We start from the raw sequence: 15537 nt of genomic DNA on the forward strand, positions 1-15537 counted from the left end.
AGGCTTTGGGCCTCCCTTTCAATTAGTGATTTGAGAACCAGTTGAGCTTGTCTCGAAGGCCAACCACGCGCCCAACAATAATCAATGCCGGGCTGCCGACCTGCGTGGCTAACTCGCCTAATTGATTCAGGGTGCCGTCCACGACCCGCTGATTTACCGCCGTGCCGTTTTCCACCAGCGCCACCGGCATCGTCTCTTCCATGCCGTGCGCGATCAGCTGCTGCTGAATAGCAGAGGCCTGGTTAAGCCCCATGTAGAACACCAGCGTCTGTTTTTCTGCCGCCAGGTTAGCCCAGTCGAGCTCACCGCCGGTTTTCAAATGGCCGGTGACCAGGCGAACGCTTTGCGCGTAGTCCCGGTGCGTGAGCGGAATGCCTGAGTAGGCGGAACAGCCGGAAGCAGCGGTAATTCCCGGCACGACGGAGAACGGGATCCCGCCGTTGCACAAGGTTTCAAGCTCTTCGCCGCCGCGGCCGAAGATAAACGGATCGCCGCCTTTCAGGCGCACGACGCGTTTGCCCTTTTGCGCTTCACGCAGCAGGATTTGGTTAATCTCTTCCTGCGGCACGCAGTGGTAGCCCGCGCGTTTGCCGACGAATACGCGGTCGGCATCACGACGGACCAGATTCATGATGTCGTCCGACACCAGGCGGTCGTAAACCACCACGTCAGCCTGCTGAATCTGCTGCAGGCCTTTTAGCGTCAACAAACCTGCATCGCCTGGGCCAGCACCAACCAGCACAACTTCGCCGCGGTGATCGAGCGGGGCGGAGAACAGGGATTCCGTCTCTTTTTCAACGGCAAGCTGGTCTTCATTGGCCAGATACTGCGCCAGACGGTCGTTGGTGAAGAACTTTTCCCAGAAGCGGCGACGCTCGCCCATGGTGGCAAAAGTTTGCTTCACGCGGCCACGCAGCGTGCCCGCAAAGGCGGCGATTTTACCCAGATGCAGCGGCAGGCTGGCTTCCAGCTTTTCGCGCAGCAGTCGGGCCAGAACAGGGGATGTGCCGCCGGAGGAAACGGCGACCATCAGCGGGGAGCGGTCGATGATCGACGGCATAATGAAGCTCGCCTGCTTCGGTGCATCGACCACGTTGCAGAATATACGGCGGGACTCGGCGGCATCGCTAACCTGCTGATTGACCTCATCATCGTCGGTGGCGGCAATCGCCAGCCAGCTTTCGTCCAGCAGCGTTTCTGAGAACGTGCCTTCTGCCAGGGTCAGCATATTTTGCTCAGCCCACACCTTAAACTGCGGGCTGAACTCGAGGGCGTTAACGGTGATGCGCGCACCTGCCTCCAGCAATAAACGCGCTTTGCGTTCAGCGACGTCGCCCCCGCCTACCAGCAGGCAGGCGCGGCCACGTAACTGACAAAATATCGGCAGGTGATCCACGGTAAATCCTCAATTAATTTCGGGCTGTTTCCGGTGCACCTGCGGCGGCAGGCTGCGGACGTTCGGCTTTCGGCGTAGCATACCAATAACCCAGACCCATGAATACCACGCCAGAAAGGGTATTCCCCAGCGTGACCCACAGCAGATTATGGCCGATACCGGACAGCGTATAAGCCTCGCTGTGGTGACCAAACCAGGAGAGGGCAAACAGCGTCATGTTGGCGATGGAGTGCTCGTAGCCGGAGGCGATAAACGCCAGCAGGCACCACCAGATAGCGATGAATTTCGCCGCGCCTTCGGTACGAATTGCCATCCAGATTGCCAGACAAACCAGCCAGTTACACAGCGCACCCTTAAAGAACAGCACCATCGCCGGCGCGGTGGTTTTTGCCAGCGCCACGGCGTGCACAATGCTGGTGTCTACCGGCAGCAGGCTGCCGCCGCCCCAGCTATACAGCAGCGCAACAAACACTGAACCTACCAGATTGCCAAGCCAGGTCTGCGGCAGAATCGCCCACATTTGGCCGTGAGAGATGGTGCCGGCTTTCACGCCGAAGGTCAGGAACATGGTGTGGCCGGTAAACAGCTCGGAACCGGCAATAATCACCAGCGTCAGGGCGATGCCGAAGGTTGCCCCCATGACCAGCGGGCGAATGGACGGATCGAGCAAATTACCGAGGGTGAAAATCAGGATGATGCCAAGGCCAACGTAGGCGCCCGCCATGGCAGAACTTACCCAGAAGCCCAGAGGATTCGTCTGCGAGAGACGGTTAATACGCGCGGCATTCGCCGCACACTTATTGATGGTATCGGTGAACATTTTTGTTATCCCAATGAAGTTAAAAATAAAAATTTAAAAAAAGAATCTAATTTTTACCCTCACCCTAACCCCTTCCCTGAGGGAGAGGGGATCGCCGGGGAAGCCTTGGTGACTTTCTCCCTCTCCTTAAGGGAGAGGGCCGGGGTGAGGGTTGTTTTAAGTATTAAGCTTTTATCTGTACCAGTCCGTCCTGCACGCGCGCTTCATAGTGCGGGACGGAGCGGCTTTCATCTTCCATGCACAGGCCGTCCCGCAGGCGGAAGTGCTGTTTTTTCAGCGGGCTGGTAACCCACAGCTCATCCTGATGTTCTGCAATCAGCCCGCGTGAAAGCACGCTCGCTTCAAAGAACGGGTCGATATTGCTGATGGCGTAAACCTGCTCGTCTTTACGCGGGCGGAAAATAGCAACTTGTGCAGATCCCACCAGGGCGCAAACACCCGTTGCAGGCAGGATGTCGTCTAGCTGACAAACGGTTGTCCACTGGCTCATGCGTGTTCCTCCACTTCTACCAGAGTGACCGGAATACGCTCATACGGCGTGGCCGGGCGGTGTTGTTCGCGCTCGCTAACTGTCTGCACGTTCGGGTCGCGCTGCGGGCTATTGATAAAGTGTTTGAAGCGAACCTGAGCCTGTGGCGTGTTCACGGTTTCTGTCCACTCGCAGATCACTTTCTCGCGCAGGCGGTTAATCTCAGCTTCAAGCTGATCGTTGAGGCTCAGCTTGTCGTCGACAATCACGCTACGCAGATAGTCGATACCGCCTTCCAGGTTTTCCAGCCAGACGGAAGTACGGGTGAGTTTGTCGGCGGTGCGGATGTAGAACATCATGAAGCGGTCGAGATACTTGATGATGGTATCGTGGTCGAGGTCCGCCGCCAGCAGGTCCGCATGGCGTGGCTTCATGCCGCCGTTACCGCAAACATACAGGTTCCAGCCTTTTTCAGTAGCGATGATGCCCACGTCTTTGCCCTGCGCTTCCGCACATTCGCGGGTACAGCCGGAGACGCCAAACTTCATTTTGTGCGGAGTACGAATGCCTTTGTAGCGGTTTTCCAGCTCGACGCCGAAGCCCACGCTGTCGCCCACGCCGTAACGACACCAGGTGCTGCCGACGCAGGTTTTTGCCATACGCAATGCTTTGGCATAGGCGTGGCCGGTTTCGAATCCGGCTTCAATCAGCTGACGCCAGATTTCCGGCAGGTCGTCCTTTTGTGCGCCGAACAGGCCGATGCGCTGGGAGCCGGTGATTTTGGTGTAAAGGTTATATTCGCGGGCGATACGGCCGACTTCCATCAGCCCCTCCGGCGTGATTTCACCGCCTGCTGAGCGCGGGATCACCGAGTAGGTGCCGTCTTTCTGGATGTTGCCGAGGAAGTTATCGTTGGTATCCTGCAGCGGCGTTAGCTCTGGCTGCAGCACGTAGTCGTTCCAGCAGGATGCCAGCAGCGAGCCTACGGTTGGCTTGCAGACTTCACAGCCGTAGCCTTTACCGTATTTTTGCAGCAGCTGGTCGAAGGATTTGATCCCTTCCACGCGGATCAGGTGGTACAGCTCCTGGCGTGAGAAGGCAAAGTGTTCGCACAGGTTGTTGTTCACTTCGATACCGGCTTTGGCCAGCTCGGCGTTCAGCACCTGGGTGACCAGCGGAATACAGCCGCCGCAGCCGGTGCCGGCTTTGGTTTCGGCCTTCAGCGCCGCAACGGTGTGGCAGCCTTTATTGATAGCCTTGATCAGGTCGCCTTTGGTGACGTCAAAGCAGGAACAGATTTGCGCGCTTTCCGGCAGCTTATCCACGCCGATAGACGGCTTACCGCTGCTGGCGTGAGCCGGCAGGATCAGCGAGTCCGGATTTTCCGGCAGCTCAATCGCGTTCAGCACCAGCTGCAGCAGGTTACCGTAGTCGCTGGTGTCGCCAACCAGCACCGCGCCGAGCAGGGTCTTGTTGTCTTCACTAACCACCAGGCGTTTGTATACCTCTTTGCTTTCATCGAGGTAAACATAGCTGCGGGCGTTTGGCGTGCGGCCGTGAGCATCGCCGATACCGCCGACGTCAACGCCGAGCAGTTTCAGCTTGGCGCTCATGTCCGCGCCTTCAAAGGTGTTTTCGCTCCCGAGCAGGTGGTCTGCGGTAACCTGAGCCATTTTGTAGCCCGGTGCGACGAGGCCGAAGACGCGGTTATTCCAGCTGGCGCATTCTCCGATGGCGTAAATATCCGGGTCTGAAGTCTGGCACTTATCGTTGATGGTGATGCCGCCGCGGGGGGCTGTTTCCAGCCCGCACTGGGTCGCCAGCTTGTCCTGAGGGCGAATACCGGTAGAGAAGACGATGAAGTCCACTTCCAGCTCGCTGCCGTCGGCAAAACGCATGGTTTTACGGGCCTCGGTGCCCTGCTGGACGATTTCCTGGGTGTTTTTGCCGGTGTGCACACGCACGCCCATGCGCTCGATTTTGCTGCGCAGCTGCTCCCCGCCCATGCGGTCAAGCTGCTCGGCCATCAGCATTGGCGCGAATTCGATAACGTGAGTTTCCACGCCGAGGTTTTTCAGCGCCCCGGCCGCTTCCAGCCCCAGCAGGCCACCGCCGACGACGGCACCGCGTTTGCTGCGGCGGGCGCAGGATTCAATAGCGTTCAGGTCTTCGATGGTACGGTAAACGAAGCAGTCCTGAGTTTCCGAGCCTTTAATAGGCGGGATCCACGGGTAAGAGCCCGTTGCCATGACCAGCTTGTCGTAATAAACGGTGCGGCCGGTATTGGAGTGGATCACTTTTTCCTGGCGGTTGATAGTGATGGCACGTTCGCCAACCAGCACTTTTACGCCGTGTTTTTCGTAGTAGCCGTCGCGGACGAGGGAAAGTTCTTCAGCGGTATGATGGGAGAAATAAGAAGAGAGGTGCACGCGATCGTAGGCTTTACGCGGCTCTTCACAAAATACGGTGATATCGAACTGGTCCGGCGGGGCTTTATCAAGTAAGTCTTCGATAAAGCGATGGCCCACCATGCCGTTACCGATAACTGCGATTCTGACCTTGCTCATAATTGCCTCAATTTCTTTTTTATTACCGCCTACCTTAACGATTCAGCCAGGGTGATTATTGATACAAATCAAACGCGCCTTTATATACCCATTAAGAGGTATATCATTGATTTTGATGTATTTTTGTAAGTAATGGAATTGACTGGTTTTTCGCCAGTAAATCAAAGCGGTGTATGCTATGAAACAGTCTGCGACGGATAAGAGAGGACTTATGGAAACGAAAGCGTTACGGGTTATTCAGAATGTGCGGCTGACGGGCCGGGAAGGGTTGTGGCAGCTGTCGATCGCTGACGGAAAATTTCAGGCCATTACGCCAATGGGTGAGGTGCAGCAGGAAAGCGGCCAGGCGTTGGACGGTGAAGGCGGGTTAGCCATTGCCCCCTTTGTTGAGCCGCATATCCATCTGGATACCACGCAGACCGCCGGGCAGCCGGGCTGGAATCAGTCCGGCACGCTGTTTGAAGGGATTGAACGCTGGGCGGAGCGCAAAGCCCTGCTGAGCCATGAAGATGTAAAACACAGGGCGTGGCAAACGCTGAAGTGGCAAATTGCCAACGGCATTCAGTATGTTCGTACCCACGTGGACGTTTCTGACCCGATGTTGACCGCATTGAAGGCGATGCTTGAAGTGAAGCAGGAAGTTGCCCCGTGGGTAGAGCTGCAGCTGGTGGCTTTCCCGCAGGAGGGCATTCTCTCCTATCCGAACGGCGAGGCTTTGCTGGAAGAGGCATTACGTCTGGGCGCCGATGTTGTCGGGGCTATCCCACATTTCGAGTTTACCCGTGAATATGGCGTTGAGTCGCTGCATAAGGCTTTTGCCCTGGCCCAGAAATATCAGCGGCGGTTAGATATTCACTGCGATGAAATAGACGATGAACAATCGCGGTTTGTCGAAACCGTGGCCGCTCTGGCCCACCGCGACGGTATTGGCGCGCGGGTGACCGCCAGCCACACAACGGCAATGCACTCTTACAACGGGGCCTATACCTCGCGGCTGTTCCGTTTGCTTAAGCTGTCGGGTATTAACTTTGTGGCAAACCCGCTGGTCAATATTCATTTGCAGGGGCGTTTCGATGATTACCCTAAACGCCGCGGCGTAACGCGGGTGAAGGAGATGCTGGGGGCGGGCATCAACGTTTGCTTCGGCCACGATGATGTTTTCGATCCGTGGTATCCGCTCGGAACCGCCAATATGCTGCAGGTGCTGCACATGGGGCTGCATGTTTGCCAGCTGATGGGCTATCAGCAAATAGACGAAGGGTTAAAGCTTATCACCGATAACAGCGCCCGCACCTTCGGCGTTGAGGACTACGGCATTGCACAGGGCAATACGGCGAACCTGGTTATTTTGCCTGCTGAAAACGGATTTGATGCGGTACGGCGGCAGGTGCCGGTGCGCTGGTCGATTCGTGCCGGGCAGGTCATTGCCACGACGCAGCCTGCTCAGACGAAGATAATGCTGGGGGATAAAACGGAAAAAATTCAGTTTGAAGGACCCTCTCCCCGTTAAGGAAGAGGGCGAATCGCAGGGCGATTAGTGTGCCGCAGCTTCTGCGCCATGACGACGGTGTTTGGTCACGAAACCAAGCACCAGGCACATGACGAACACCACAGCGTACAGGCCATTCGCGGTATGCAGAGCAGCCAGAGGGCCGCTGTGAGCCACGATTGGGCCGGTGACGATAAAGGTCAGCATGGTACCCACGGTGCCGCAGGTCAGCACAAAGTTAACCAGTTTCGGCGAAGACACTTTGGTCTGCTGTGAACCCAGGGTGATGATGGTGGTGTAAATCGCGCTGGAGAAGAAACCGAGCGCCAGAATAAACCACGCCAGGTGAGCCGGATCGCCGTGGTTGAACAGGTACATCAGCACGGTGGCCGCCCCGGCCAGCACGGTCAGGATGCGCTGCAGGTCGAAGAAACGCAGGATAAAGCTGAAGGCCCACATGCCGAACATGTAAGACATCCAGAAGTCGCTGACCAGCTTACCGGCATCGTTGATGCTCATGCCGAGGCCTTTGGCGTATTCCGGTACCCAGGAGATAAAGCCCAGCTGGCCGAGGATGTAGCATAGCGCCGCGACGGAGAGGAACAGCACGCCGATGCCCCATTTTTCTTTGGCAACAGGTTGCTCGTCTTTCTTCGCATGCTTGCCCAGCGCCGGGAACTCACAGCCCAGAGTCAGCAGGAAGATAGCCACGTAGACCAGACCGATACAGACGTAGACCCAGTACCAGTTGATGCTACGGGCCAGCAGGATTGCGGCGACCATCGGGAAAATCATCCCGGCCATGCTGAAGAAGGAGTCGGTAAACAGCAGGCGAGAACCGCGCTGACGCCCTTCATACATATGGGTGATCAGGAAGGTACCAATCGACATGGTTATCCCGCTCACCAGCCCCAGCACGAACATCGAGGCCGAGAAGATAGCCAGGTTATGACCGAAGATCAGGCCGGCAACGGCCAGCACCATCAGCAGGAAGCCAAAGCGCAGCTGGGTTTTCAGCGGTACGATTTCCATCAGCCAGGCGTTCAGGAAGATAGAGATCAAAATACCGGCATTAAGGAAAGTAAACGTGTTACTCATGCTGGACACCGGCAGATTGAAGTACTCTGCGATGTTTCCCATCACCATCCCGGTGACGATCACCAACGCCCCGGTCAGGGCGTAGGAGAAGAAGCTAATCCATAAAAGCTTGGTTCGGTTGCTGTTAGTCATAACGAGCCTGTGCAAGGAAGTGTAAAGCGCATTGACAGCGCGGCGGACGGGCAGATTTTAGTCATTTGCGTGATCTATTTAAATGAATTATGAATTTATTGCTGAAATAAACTAATTGAATCATGAAGTGCGTCACATATTTCAACCTATTTCAGCGCGCTGACGCTGCAACTCGTTGATTTGTGTAAAAGTAAATAACAGTAAATGGCTGGCGTCGACTGCGGTGCCTCTTTACAATCAAGCAACTTGCTTCACTCACTGCCTTCGTAAGGAATTATTCATGCTCAAATCGACACTGGCGGCTGTTGCAGCTGTATTCGCCCTTTCTGCGCTTTCCCCTGCGGCGCTGGCTGCAAAAGGCGATCCGCACGTCCTGTTGACCACCTCGGCTGGCAATATTGAGCTTGAGTTAAATAGCCAAAAAGCGCCTGTTTCGGTCAAAAACTTCGTGGATTACGTTAATAGCGGTTTTTATAACAACACCACCTTTCACCGTGTGATCCCGGGCTTCATGATTCAGGGCGGTGGCTTCACCGAAGATATGAACCAGAAGCAGCCTAATCCGCCGATCAAAAACGAAGCGGACAACGGCCTGCGCAATACCCGCGGCACGATTTCTATGGCGCGCACCGCCGATAAAGACAGCGCCACCAGCCAGTTCTTTATCAACGTGGCCGACAACGCATTCCTGGACCACGGCCAGCGCGACTTCGGGTACGCGGTATTTGGTAAAGTGGTCAAAGGCCTGGACGTTGCCGATAAAATCTCCCAGGCACCAAGCCATGACGTCGGCCCGTACCAGAATGTGCCGTCAAAACCTATCGTGATCCTTTCCGCGAAGGTTCTGCCTTAAGATTTCCGGCGCGGGTCCTGTCGCCCGCGCAACCCTCTCCTGAAGCAGAGAATTTCAATAAGTGGTGAGCCAGGCCAGGGAAAGCGGCTAGAATAACGCGTTCTTTTTTTGCCCTGGAGCCGCCATGTTACTGCTTATCGACAACTATGATTCCTTCACCTGGAACCTCTACCAGTATTTTTGCGAACTGGGTGAGGAAGTGCTGGTTAAGCGTAATGACGAAATTGGGCTGGACGACATCGAGCGTCTTGCCCCGGAGAAACTGGTGATTTCTCCAGGCCCCTGCACGCCGACCGAGGCGGGCATCTCCCTTACCGCCATTAATCACTTCGCCGGACAGCTTCCTGTTTTGGGCGTTTGCCTGGGGCATCAGGCCATTGCACAGGCGTTTGGCGCCACCATTGTGCGGGCAGAACAGGTGATGCACGGCAAAACCTCCGCTATCAGCCACAACGGCAGCGGCGTATTTCGCGGGCTGAATAATCCGCTGACCGTGACTCGCTACCACTCGCTGCTCATCGACCCTGCCACCTTGCCCGACAGTTTTGAAGTCACTGCCTGGACGGATAAGCAGGAAATCATGGGGATCCGCCACCGCTCGCTTGATCTTGAAGGCGTGCAGTTCCATCCGGAAAGCATTCTCAGCGAGCAGGGGCATGCGCTGCTGGCGAATTTCCTGAAGCGGTGAATTGTTGCTTGCCTGGTTTTGGTTTTTTATGCATATTTCGTGATTATATTTTCATTCATGTCTGACGCATAAAAACGGGTGGGGAATAAATGGCAACTGAACAATCAGCGGTTACGCGGGCAACCTTCGATGAAGTGATTCTGCCGATTTATGCACCGGCAGAGTTTATTCCAGTTAAAGGAAAGGGCAGCCGCGTGTGGGACTCCGCCGGGAAAGAGTACGTGGACTTTGCCGGAGGCATCGCCGTGACCGCGCTGGGGCATTGCCATCCTGCGCTCGTTGAGGCGCTGAAGGCCCAGGGCGAAACCCTGTGGCATACCAGCAACGTTTTTACCAATGAGCCAGCCCTGAAGCTTGCCCGTAAGCTGATCGACGCCACCTTTGCCGAACGCGTCGTCTTCATGAATTCCGGCACGGAAGCAAACGAAACGGCTTTCAAACTGGCCCGCTACTATGCTTCGACCCGTCACAGCCCGTACAAAAGCAAAATCATCGCCTTCTACAATGCGTTCCACGGCCGCTCGCTGTTCACCGTTTCCGTAGGCGGGCAGGCTAAATACTCCGACGGCTTTGGCCCCAAACCGGCCGACATTATCCACGTGCCATACAACGACCTTGCGGCGGTGAAAGCGGTGATGGATGACCATACCTGTGCGGTAGTTGTTGAGCCGATTCAGGGTGAAGGCGGCGTGACCGCTGCGACGCCGGAGTTCCTCCAGGGGCTGCGTGATTTGTGTGATGAGCACCAGGCGCTGCTGGTGTTTGATGAAGTCCAGTCCGGGATGGGCCGCACCGGCGAATTATTCGCTTATATCAACTACGGCGTCACCCCGGATATTTTGACCAGCGCCAAAGCCCTCGGCGGCGGTTTCCCGGTGAGCGCGATGCTGACCACCCATGAGATTGCCTCCGCGTTCCACGTGGGCAGCCACGGTTCAACCTATGGCGGTAACCCGCTGGCATGTGCGGTGGCCGGTGCGGCTTTCGATATCATCAATACGCCAGAAGTTCTGCAAGGCGTGGCGGTGAAGCGCCAACTGTTCGTTGAACAGTTGCAGAAGATTAACGACCAGTTCGATCTGTTTAGCGATATTCGCGGCATGGGGCTGTTGATTGGCGCAGAGCTGAACGAGAAGTACAAGGGACGTGCCCGTGAGTTTCTCTATGCGGGAGCGGCTGAAGGCGTGATGGTGCTGAATGCCGGCCCGGACGTCATGCGTTTTGCGCCTTCGCTTATCGTTGAAGACGCGGATATCCTGGAAGGAATGCAGCGCTTTGCTAAAGCCGTTGCCCGCGTGGTGGCTGGTTAAACTTAACCCGAGCGCCGCAGGCGGCGGCTCAGCCAGATCCCATGCTGAGGCCGCTGGCGCCAGGCTACCGAGGAGATGGTATGCATGGTGTTCAGGTGGCCAATAATCCGCTGTAAATGCTGCTCCATGGTGCTTAACGGCCCCGTGGGCAGCGTGTCCGCATCCAGAATATTGGCGTCGTTCGATCCGCCAGGCCCGTCATACTCCAGCCTTTGCTGGCAGCGCTGTAAGCCTATTTCACAAGACTGCAGGTACTTTTGCGCCAGGTCCGGCGTGAGCATGTTGTGCTCGCGCGCCAGAGTTGTCATGGCGTTGATATGCTCGACGATGAACTGGCTGTGGGTCACCCAGAGCTTCATGTCTGCCAGATAGTGAGAGTTAAATCCGGGTTCCTGCATCGCCTGGTTGAGCGAGTTGAAGAGCGCGTTGTGCGCCTGGTTGACCCGCATTCGTTGCCAGGCCAGAGGCGTGGGTTCCGGATCGTTGCTCAATATCAGGCGAATCGCATCCTGGTCGGCCTCGAGCGCGTCGTGGGCGTTCTGGCGCAGCAGGCCAGTTTGCCACTGTGGCCAAAGCCAGATCATGCCGCCAAAGGCAATCAGGCAGCCGAGCAGCGTGTCGATAAGCCGTGGAATGATGTAGCTTTCGGCGCTCAGGGTAATGAGCTGCAGGGTATATACCGCCGTGACGGTAAAGCCGATGGTGGCCCAGCCGTAGCTTTTGCGGATGAACAGATAGCTCACCAGGGTAATCATTAGCATCGCCAGCAGGGTGTAGCTGTCCGGGACGTGGAAGTGCAGGGTGATACCGGCGATACACAGTCCTGCCATGGTGCCAGCCGCCCTGTGCACGATACGTACCCGGGTGGCGCCGTAGCCGTTTTGCGTCACGAACATCACGGTCATCAGGATCCAATACGGTTTAGGCAGATGTAAGAAGGACCCGAGCAGGCTGGCAATCGTCAACATTACGCCTAAACGTGCGGAGCTGCGCAGCGCTGATGACTTGAAGGAGAGATAGTTTTTCAGGGCCGGGAAGAACGGCAGGCGGCGCTCCCGATCTTCCATTAAATCCCTTACATACAGCGGGCGTTGGGTTTTCAGCACCCGGCCGATGCGGCTGAAGTGATAATGGCAGAACTGCCCGACCGGGTTATCCGGGTTCTGGCGGGCGATCTTTTCCAGGGCGTCGATCTGCTTGTCCATGGTAAAGCGCGTCGGGTAGCGGTGGTAGAGAATATCGTCTGCCAGCACCCGCAGGCGTGCGGCGATGGTTCGGGCGTTCCAGCGGATCACCGCCTCGGCATGGCTTTGCTCGACCAGCTTCTGGACCTCTTCCGGCTGATGCAGGCTAACCGAAATGTGCTCCTGCAAATCCAGGGCGACCTGGAAAGCGCGTAGCAGGCGTTTGTAGCCATTTTGCTGATTGGCCGACAGCATATGCAGCTGCTGGTAGCAGGTCGTTATCAGGTCGACGGCTTTCTGCTGACGTACCAGCAGCGGCGGCAGCGCTTTTTCAGGATCCGTATGCTGGGTCAGCAGGCTGTACTTTGCTTCGCAGTAGTCCGCAAGCTGGCGGTACAGCAGGCTGAGCGACTCTCTGAGCGGCTGTTCACGCCATAGCCTGAACCAGAACCAGTTAAACGCGCCGTACCAGATGGTGCCGGAGATATAGAGCACCATCGGTTTCCAGATAGGCATGTTGCCGGCCATGCTGAGCGTAAAAATGGCGGCAATCAGCGACGCGGGCAGCAGGCGAGCATGCAGCGAGCTTATCTCCGCCGTGACGCCGAGCAGCAGGGCCATGACGATTAATATCGCAGGCAGCGGGACGTGGGTGTAAAGCAGCAGCAGCTGCATGATAAGGCTGCTAACGGCGAACAGGCTGCCGCCGATGATCAAGCGTTTGAAGAAGCGTTTATGCGGCGTGTCCAGCCCGGCAATGTTGCAGCAGGCAGGCACTAACGAGAAGAGCAGGCCATTTTGCAGGCTGCCGAGAATCAGGCCGATAGCCACGGGTAAACACAGCACCAGGGTTTGCCGCAGCGCGTAGTTAACTTCCGGGTGATAAATTAATCTCTTCCACATAGCCTGAATTGTAGAGACAAAAAAGGCGTGTTACCGAAGCGACACGCCTTTATGGGGCTAATTAGCGAGTGCCGTAAACGACAATCGTTTTACCGTGTGCGGAAATGAGGTTCTGGTCTTCCAGCATTTTCAGAATACGGCCAACGGTTTCGCGGGAGCAGCCCACGATCTGACCGATTTCCTGGCGGGTGATTTTAATCTGCATCCCGTCCGGGTGGGTCATGGCGTCCGGCTGTTTAGCCAGGTTCAGCAGCGTCTGTGCGATACGGCCGGTCACGTCGAGGAAGGCGAGGTTGCCGACTTTCTCGGAGGTCACCTGCAGGCGACGCGCCATCTGGGAAGACAGACGCATCAGAATGTCCGGGTTGACCTGAATCAGCTGGCGGAATTTTTTATAAGAAATTTCAGCTACTTCACAGGCTGACTTGGCGCGAACCCAGGCGCTACGCTCCTGGCCTTCTTCGAACAAACCTAATTCACCAATGAAATCACCCTGATTCAGATAAGAAAGGATCATCTCCTTGCCTTCTTCATCTTTAATCAGAACAGCTACGGAGCCTTTGACGATGTAGTACAGCGTCTCCGCCTTTTCACCCTGGTGAATCAGCGTGCTCTTCGACGGATACTTATGAATGTGGCAATGAGACAAGAACCATTCGAGAGTCGGGTCTGTTTGCGGTTTGCCAAGCACCATGCGCGGTTATCCTCTGTTATAAACTGGCTACCAAAGACAAGACTCGGAACCTCTTGTCTGGCGTTGCAATCGTGAAATTTTCCCAAACCCTGGGAACTGGCGGGCAGGTCACTCCTGCGGCCTGTAATTAGTCGTTTCCTCTGCTTACGGCATAAACTTCTCTGTATAGCAGCAGCATCCGGATTGTTTTAGCATAGCTTTTGGTAAGTGTCTTGTCTTGTCTCGTTTCAGCATGACCTGGATCGCCTTACGTTGCCAGTTTTCACGTAGGCGCGTAATCTGAAAGAATATTTTCTCAACTGGAGTAGGCAAAATGCAGGCACGTGTTAAATGGGTGGAAGGCATGACCTTCCTCGGTGAGTCCGCTTCTGGCCACCAGATCCTGATGGACGGTAATTCTGGCGATAAAGCGCCAAGCCCAATGGAAATGCTGCTGATGGCGGCGGGCGGCTGTAGCGCCATTGACGTGGTGTCGATTTTACAAAAAGGCCGCCACGACGTGACGGACTGTGAGGTGAAGCTGACTTCGGAACGCCGCGAAGAAGCGCCGCGTTTGTTCACCCATATTAATCTGCACTTTGTGGTTAGCGGAAAAGAGCTGAAGGATAGCGCCGTCGCTCGCGCAGTCGATCTTTCTGCTGAAAAGTATTGCTCGGTAGCGCTCATGCTTGGGAAAGCGGCAAACATTACCCACAGCTATGAAGTGATCGAAGCTTAAGCGTCAAAAAGGCGGCATTCACGCCGCCTCTGCCGAATCAGGCAATCTTCCTGCCTTCCGCCAGTCGCTGCACCAGCGGCCCCATAATCAGTTCCATCGCCAGCCCCATTTTTCCGCCAGGCACCACCAGGGTGTTGATGTGGGAGATAAACGATCCTTGCAGCATCGCCAGCAGATAAGGGAAGTCGATGTCGTCCAGGCCGCGGAAGTGGATAACCACGAAGCTTTCGTCCAGCGACGGAATTGCCCGGGCGGCAAACGGGTTAGAGGTATCCACCGTTGGGACGCGCTGGAAGTTAATATGGGTGCGTGAAAACTGCGGGGTAATAAAGTTGATGTAATCGTCCATCGAACGCACGACGGAGTCCATCACCGCCTCCCGCGAATGACCGCGTTCGCCGGTGTCGCGAACCAGTTTCTGAATCCATTCCAGGTTAACGATAGGCACCACGCCAACCAGCAAATCTACGCAGTCGGCCACGTTGTGCTGCGGGGTGACAACGCCGCCGTGTAGGCCTTCATAAAACAGAACGTCGGTTGGCTCCGGCAGCGGCTGCCACGGCGTAAAGGTGCCGGGCACCTGGTTCCACGGCACGGCTTCATCGTAGGTATGCAGATATTTACGTGATTGCCCTTTGCCGCTCTGGCCGTATTCGATAAAGGTTTGTTCCAGTAATCCGAAGTCATTGGCTTCTGGGCCAAAATAGCTGATGTGGCGGCCGGCATCGCGCGCCTTGCGGATGGCCATGTCCATTTCCGGGCGGGTGTAGCGATGGAAACTGTCGCCTTCAACTTCGGCGGCACGCAGGTTGAGCTGCTGGAAAATCTTGCGGAAGGCGAGGCTGGTGGTGGTGGTTCCGGCGCCGCTGGAACCTGTGACCGCAATAACCGGGTGTTTGGCTGACATAGGGTGACAACTCCATGAAGGATCGGAAAAAGGTCTGGTTTCTGATTGTTATACTTTTCAGCCAGTATAGATCACCCCGCCGGTTAGCGGTCAGCCGCGAAACTGCCCGCGCGGCATAATGTTTACCGTTTCATGGAGTTCAGACCAAACCAGCACGGCTTCGCCGCTTTGCAGCTGGCGCTTCACGTCGGCGACTTTTTGCGTCAGCGAGCGCTCCTGCTCACCATAATCGGTGCCTTCGCGTAATACAAAAGATTCAATCAAACTGTCGAGCGTTTCAGGGGCGAGATCTTGCCAGGGAATGATCAT

General features: G+C 56.1%; 14 protein-coding genes. 5 read left to right on the forward strand and 9 right to left on the reverse strand.

The genetic code is table 11. The features are described from left to right. Positions 1-22 precede the first annotated feature (22 nt). The 4 genes from cysG to nirB form a co-directional block, all read right to left on the reverse strand. Complete coding sequence (gene cysG, locus HX778_RS11175; protein ID WP_176982010.1) at positions 23-1396, reverse strand: siroheme synthase CysG; 1374 nt, start codon at positions 1394-1396, stop codon at positions 23-25. A 13-nt stretch (positions 1397-1409) separates the two neighbouring features. Then, positions 1410-2216 carry a nitrite transporter NirC gene (gene nirC, locus HX778_RS11180; protein WP_038478129.1) on the reverse strand — a complete coding sequence of 269 codons (807 nt, stop codon included), beginning with the start codon at positions 2214-2216 and terminating at the stop codon, positions 1410-1412. Between the two features lie 163 nt (positions 2217-2379). Further along, the gene (gene nirD, locus HX778_RS11185; RefSeq protein WP_176982011.1) at positions 2380-2706 is read right to left on the reverse strand and encodes a nitrite reductase small subunit NirD; all 327 of its coding nucleotides are present in this window, start codon (positions 2704-2706) and stop codon (positions 2380-2382) included. Then, positions 2703-5252 carry a nitrite reductase large subunit NirB gene (gene nirB, locus HX778_RS11190; protein ID WP_176982012.1) on the reverse strand — a complete coding sequence of 850 codons (2550 nt, stop codon included), beginning with the start codon at positions 5250-5252 and terminating at the stop codon, positions 2703-2705. Before nirB ends, nirD begins: the two co-directional genes overlap by 4 nt. A 211-nt stretch (positions 5253-5463) precedes the next feature. Here nirB and HX778_RS11195 point away from each other — a divergent pair, with 211 nt between their 5' ends. Then, positions 5464-6762, forward strand: coding sequence for a cytosine deaminase (locus HX778_RS11195; RefSeq protein WP_176982013.1), 1299 nt, complete (start codon positions 5464-5466; stop codon positions 6760-6762). A gap of 24 nt (positions 6763-6786) precedes the next feature. Here HX778_RS11195 and tsgA read toward each other — a convergent pair whose 3' ends face one another. Continuing rightward, positions 6787-7971, reverse strand: coding sequence for an MFS transporter TsgA (tsgA, locus tag HX778_RS11200; protein WP_038478140.1), 1185 nt, complete (start codon positions 7969-7971; stop codon positions 6787-6789). A 280-nt stretch (positions 7972-8251) separates the two neighbouring features. Here tsgA and ppiA point away from each other — a divergent pair, with 280 nt between their 5' ends. The 3 genes from ppiA (at position 8252) to HX778_RS11215 (ending at position 10822) form a co-directional block, all read left to right on the forward strand. Beyond that, positions 8252-8824 carry a peptidylprolyl isomerase A gene (gene ppiA, locus HX778_RS11205; protein WP_038478143.1) on the forward strand — a complete coding sequence of 191 codons (573 nt, stop codon included), beginning with the start codon at positions 8252-8254 and terminating at the stop codon, positions 8822-8824. Positions 8825-8948: 124 nt separating this feature from the next. Then, complete coding sequence (pabA, locus tag HX778_RS11210) at positions 8949-9512, forward strand: aminodeoxychorismate synthase component 2 (protein WP_038478146.1); 564 nt, start codon at positions 8949-8951, stop codon at positions 9510-9512. 89 nt (positions 9513-9601) lie between these two features. Next, positions 9602-10822 carry an aspartate aminotransferase family protein gene (locus tag HX778_RS11215; RefSeq protein ID WP_176982014.1) on the forward strand — a complete coding sequence of 407 codons (1221 nt, stop codon included), beginning with the start codon at positions 9602-9604 and terminating at the stop codon, positions 10820-10822. Positions 10823-10824: 2 nt separating this feature from the next. Here the strand turns inward: HX778_RS11215 and HX778_RS11220 are convergent, their stop codons facing one another. Together HX778_RS11220 and crp are read right to left on the reverse strand one after the other, a co-directional pair. Beyond that, positions 10825-12909, reverse strand: coding sequence for a YccS/YhfK family putative transporter (locus HX778_RS11220; RefSeq protein WP_038478153.1), 2085 nt, complete (start codon positions 12907-12909; stop codon positions 10825-10827). A 61-nt stretch (positions 12910-12970) separates the two neighbouring features. Next, positions 12971-13603: a cAMP-activated global transcriptional regulator CRP gene (gene crp / locus HX778_RS11225; protein ID WP_003852956.1), complete on the reverse strand. Its 633-nt coding sequence runs from the start codon at positions 13601-13603 to the stop codon at positions 12971-12973. A gap of 313 nt (positions 13604-13916) precedes the next feature. On the opposite strand from crp, the gene HX778_RS11230 reads away from it, so the two are divergent. After that, positions 13917-14321, forward strand: a complete 405-nt coding sequence (locus HX778_RS11230; protein ID WP_038478159.1) for an OsmC family protein — start codon at positions 13917-13919, stop codon at positions 14319-14321. A 37-nt stretch (positions 14322-14358) separates the two neighbouring features. Here the strand turns inward: HX778_RS11230 and HX778_RS11235 are convergent, their stop codons facing one another. Then, positions 14359-15228, reverse strand: a complete 870-nt coding sequence (locus HX778_RS11235) for a phosphoribulokinase (protein ID WP_038478162.1) — start codon at positions 15226-15228, stop codon at positions 14359-14361. A gap of 90 nt (positions 15229-15318) precedes the next feature. After that, positions 15319-15537 (reverse strand): YheU family protein, encoded by a 219-nt coding sequence (locus HX778_RS11240; RefSeq protein WP_038478164.1) that lies wholly within the window; start codon positions 15535-15537, stop codon positions 15319-15321.

It is taken from the genome of Cedecea sp. P7760 (assembly GCF_013386425.1).
Taxonomy (GTDB): Bacteria; Pseudomonadota; Gammaproteobacteria; order Enterobacterales; family Enterobacteriaceae; genus Cedecea; species Cedecea selenatireducens.

Bases quoted from the DNA above. Each gene is read 5' to 3' on its own strand.
- HX778_RS11215 (WP_176982014.1), top strand. From the start codon at position 9,602: ATGGCAACTGAACAATCAGCGGTTACGCGGGCAACCTTCGATGAAGTG.
- pabA (WP_038478146.1), top strand. From the start codon at position 8,949: ATGTTACTGCTTATCGACAACTATGATTCCTTCACCTGGAACCTCTAC.
- ppiA (WP_038478143.1), top strand. From the start codon at position 8,252: ATGCTCAAATCGACACTGGCGGCTGTTGCAGCTGTATTCGCCCTTTCT.
- nirB (WP_176982012.1), bottom strand. From the start codon at position 5,252: ATGAGCAAGGTCAGAATCGCAGTTATCGGTAACGGCATGGTGGGCCAT.
- HX778_RS11235 (WP_038478162.1), bottom strand. From the start codon at position 15,228: ATGTCAGCCAAACACCCGGTTATTGCGGTCACAGGTTCCAGCGGCGCC.
- nirD (WP_176982011.1), bottom strand. From the start codon at position 2,706: ATGAGCCAGTGGACAACCGTTTGTCAGCTAGACGACATCCTGCCTGCA.
- HX778_RS11230 (WP_038478159.1), top strand. From the start codon at position 13,917: ATGCAGGCACGTGTTAAATGGGTGGAAGGCATGACCTTCCTCGGTGAG.
- tsgA (WP_038478140.1), bottom strand. From the start codon at position 7,971: ATGACTAACAGCAACCGAACCAAGCTTTTATGGATTAGCTTCTTCTCC.
- HX778_RS11195 (WP_176982013.1), top strand. From the start codon at position 5,464: ATGGAAACGAAAGCGTTACGGGTTATTCAGAATGTGCGGCTGACGGGC.
- crp (WP_003852956.1), bottom strand. From the start codon at position 13,603: ATGGTGCTTGGCAAACCGCAAACAGACCCGACTCTCGAATGGTTCTTG.
- HX778_RS11220 (WP_038478153.1), bottom strand. From the start codon at position 12,909: ATGTGGAAGAGATTAATTTATCACCCGGAAGTTAACTACGCGCTGCGG.
- nirC (WP_038478129.1), bottom strand. From the start codon at position 2,216: ATGTTCACCGATACCATCAATAAGTGTGCGGCGAATGCCGCGCGTATT.
- HX778_RS11240 (WP_038478164.1), bottom strand. From the start codon at position 15,537: ATGATCATTCCCTGGCAAGATCTCGCCCCTGAAACGCTCGACAGTTTG.